The organism is Cupriavidus sp. 01L46, from assembly GCF_056399905.1.
In genome coordinates, this window is sequence record NZ_JBFTSF010000440.1 from 1 (window position 1) to 3901 (window position 3901).

The following is a 3901-nucleotide window of genomic DNA, read 5'->3' on the forward strand; positions in this document are numbered from 1 at the left end:
GTTCGAGCCCGCGTTCGAGCCCGCGCAAGCTGACTTTCGTGAGATCTAGCGAGAGATGAACAACGTATCCATTTGCGATTTCCGGCGACTCCATGGTGTTGTCGCTCTTACCTGGCCTGAGGCAAGCACATGACTCCCCGGGAATATCACCCATAACCTGCTCGGATACGTAGACGCCCCTCAGGCATAGCCCAACCTTGACAGCAGTAAGGCGTCCGTCCGCAACACCCTCGGACAGCGCCTGCAAGCTGCTTTCTGGCACGAGGCACGACGCCCACCACTGATCCGGTTCCTGCATCTCACGGTCCGAGCGGTTATAGCCGAGCCTTGCGATGCCAAGTGGGACGTCGGAGAGGGCAATGCCGAGTTCCTCTTGCCATTCGCGAAGGCCTTGCCCGTCTGCGGTGCTGATTTCCCGGGCTGCAAAAGAAACCTGGACCGTACGCGTACTATTCTCGGATTCGCCAATAATGGACAGGCGACAGTCGTCGAAAGACGCGGTCCCTTGGATGTAGGTAGAAAGCGTTGACTGCGCGTCTCCCCCCGCAGACTCTAGTTGTTGGACGACCTGGAGATCCTGCAAGGTGAGCCACAGTGACTTTGCAGGGTAATACGCCTGCGTCTTGCCATCAGCGCTAATGAGTTCGAGCGTGTGGCCACGGTGCTCCCTTATTTCGAATCCATCTTGCCGTTCACCATACGTCACGTACCCTCTCTCAGGAATGCGCCGATGGTCATTCTCAGCAAGCAGCCCGGGATCGAGAGGCGTCAGGTAGGTTTTGGTCGCGCTATCTAGGCTATCCAGAATATCGTCACGCTGACGGACCCCGGCGATGTGCTTCCGGTCGCGGTTAATGGCTGCGGCACGGGTGCCCGGCAGCATCTGGCCAAGGACATCCGTCAAACGATGTGCCTCGCGCGCCATGTTGTCGAACGTCGCCATCGGAATCCGCCTCGCGGCTGGATCGCGGTGAAACGGCCGCGACGGGTCGGCAGCCTCCACTAGCGGCGGCAGTAGCCGAGTTAGCAGGTTTGCGAAGGGGGAAAGCAACGGCAGGAACAGGCCGGCGAGAACCAGATTGAACAGCGTGTGAAAATCGGCAACCACACGCGCATTGTCCGGTTCGATCGTGACCATGAAGCTACCAATCGGCCGAAGCGCTGCGAGCGCCACCAAGACACCGACTGCCCGCGTGAGCAGATTGCCAACCGCCAATCGCTTCGATACCAGATCGTTAGGTGCAGTCGCTTGCAGCACGGGATTGATCGCGGTGCCTAGGTTCGCACCCAACACCAGCGCAAAAGCCGTGTTGGGCGGAACCACGTTCTGCGCGCAAAGCGCCGTGACGAGCAGGACGATCGCAACGTTCGAATTTGCGGCCCAGGTCAAACCGGCCGCCAGCAGAACATCGACCAACGGCACAGTGGAGGCGGCGCCCAGCAGCATGCGAAGATTGGGGGCATCCTCGTAATCCGTCATCAACTCGAGCAACTGGTGCAACGCGAGCAGCATCAAGCCCAAGCCTATAAGCATGCGACCCAGATCGTGTGCGCGCGCGTTCGATGCCTTGCGGAACATCAGCACGCCAACGAGGATCAAGGCCGGCGAGACGGTCGCGACCTCAAACGACAGCACCTGCACGAGCAATGTTGCGCCGACGTTTGCGCCGAGCATGACGGCAAGGGCCGGGACAAGTCCGACGAGCCCTTCGGCAGCGAAGCCGGCAGTAATGAGTCCGGTCGCCGTGCTGCTCTGCAACACCGCCGTTACACCCATTCCGCCGAAGAAGGCGCGGAGTCGTCCGCGCAGCGTACCCCCCAGGATTGATCGAAGGCCGGCACCGAATGCGCGCTGTATGCCGGTTTGAAACATCTGGGTGCCCAACAGCAGCAGCGCAACAAAGCCAGCGAGATCGATCAGCGTGTACGAAAATGTCATGATTCTGAACCCTCGACACCAAACAGTTGCCCGTGTGACTCTCACCGCCGGCCTGTCGCGTTACCGCGACAAGACATCGCCGCGCCCAGCCACCGGCCGCACAGATCGGATAGCGGGACAGCTGGACCTATCGGATTCCCTTGCGCATGCTGGCACTGTACCCGTGCGCAAGCAAGGTTCCCAACGCCCCCCCCAAAGGTGGGGCATGGCCCATTCCTTCTCGGCCTGAAGCCGCGACACACGTGCCACCCTGAGGGAGGCCAGGGAGAAGGAGTATTCTGGGACCGCCGAAGGGCGGATACTCTTGCCGAGACAACAGGGAGGACTGGCCGTGTGCAATAACTACGCCCCGATCCAACGCCAGCTGCTGCGCGACGTCTATGGCGTCGAGCCGCCGCCGCTCAATTATCCGCCAGAGACCTGGCCAGACTATGCGGCACCGATCATCMAAGCAAATCAGGATGGCAAACGCCAAGCTTTGATAGGCACCTTCGGCATGATCCCGAAATCCCGCATTCAGCCGGGCGTAAAGAAATTCGAGACAACCAATGCGCGATCGGAGACGATTCGCGAAAAGCGATCATTCGCTGGCGCGTGGGCGAACGGTCTGTTCTGTCTCGTGCCGGCTACCATCTTTTACGAACCCAACTATGAGGGCGGCGCCAAGTCGGTCCGATGGCGGATCTGGCTAAGGGACGAACCTGATTTCGCGATTGCGGGCCTATGGCGGGCCTGGCCGCGCGAGGCCGGTGCCGAGGTATTCAGCTTCACCATGCTGACGGTAAACTCAGACAAGCACCCGCTGATGAATCGCTTCCATGCGCCGGGCAAAGAAAAACGGATGATAGTGATCGTGCCGAGGTCGGAATGGGATGACTGGCTGACATGCAGGGATCCGGATCTGGCGCGCAGCTTCATGCGGCCCTACCCAGCAGAGCGGATGGCCGCAGAGCCAGCGCCGCAGACCATCAAAGAGAAGGCGTGACATTACCCACGCACCACGCCCTACAATGGCGCCGCTCGTTCATGAGCCATCGCATTCTCAAGCGCTACTCAGACCGCCGCATGGCAGCCCCGCGCTGAGCTCCGCGCCCTGGAGGACCCAATTGCAGCCAGCTTGGAAAGCGGGTATCGAACTCCTGCGGAGAAATATCGCCCAGATGCGAACATGCCTCGTTCGGCAGCGCAATGCTGAGTTCCTTGTGCCATAGAACCAGTCCGGCAAGCCGAACGACACGGACGCGCTCTTCTCTCGGAACGGGGTAGCTGGAAACGTGCCCGGGAACTGCCACCAATAGAACACGCCGGCGCAACTCGTAACTGAACCATCCCGACGCGTCGCGTCGAACCAATCCCATGGCCGCAACGTGTCGATGCAAGTAGATCGCTCGCACGGCCAGAAGAATTAGAAACAACACCAATACCCGCAACACTATGTAGCTCCGCTGTGATGCAGCTACTCCCCTTAAATCTGGGGCCACTAGCCAACTCGGCAAGTGTGACCAATAGGGATCTTTTTGTCTACGCGGCTTACTGCTTGCAACACTCGGCCATCTCACTGGCTTGCCGAAGTTGCCGCCCACCCTAGGTAAGCTAGTGCCGGCACCAGCAAGCAGAGCGCAATCGCCAAGTAGTACCGCGCACCGTGATGAGGCGGGTTGGTATGGAAGTGGTGGATCAAGGGCTTCATAGGGGGCCTCCGGCACGGTTGCGAAGCACAAAGACCTCTTTTCGAGGATAGGTCTGCTTTCAGGGAGTTGCAATGCAAAGCATATGCCACGTATCCGCCATGGTTGCGCCTCTGGTGCCCGCCTGCCGGCGAGCCCTATTGATCCTTGTATAAATGATGACATCACCACAACTCGGCCTGCTTCCAGCACGCGGCAATGATGCTAGCGCGTTGCTGTGCGCTGCGCAGCCGATTGCGGGCGGTCGTTTTGAGTTCGGTGAGCGAGTGTGGGC

At 60.0% G+C, this 3901-nt stretch carries 2 protein-coding genes and 1 pseudogene; 1 reads left to right on the forward strand and 2 read right to left on the reverse strand.

Annotated features, from left to right (window positions below; translation table 11 throughout):
• Positions 1-1939: Na/Pi cotransporter family protein (locus AC1DS3_RS36285; RefSeq protein WP_477129099.1), on the reverse strand; the 1939-nt coding region annotated here is incomplete at its 3' end.
• A gap of 331 nt (positions 1940-2270) precedes the next feature.
• Here AC1DS3_RS36285 and AC1DS3_RS36290 point away from each other — a divergent pair.
• Positions 2271-2924 carry an SOS response-associated peptidase gene (locus tag AC1DS3_RS36290; protein ID WP_477129100.1) on the forward strand — a complete coding sequence of 218 codons (654 nt, stop codon included), beginning with the start codon at positions 2271-2273 and terminating at the stop codon, positions 2922-2924.
• A gap of 867 nt (positions 2925-3791) precedes the next feature.
• Here AC1DS3_RS36290 and AC1DS3_RS36295 read toward each other — a convergent pair.
• Positions 3792-3901, reverse strand: a pseudogene (locus tag AC1DS3_RS36295) (IS630-like element ISCARN39 family transposase); the annotation flags it as partial.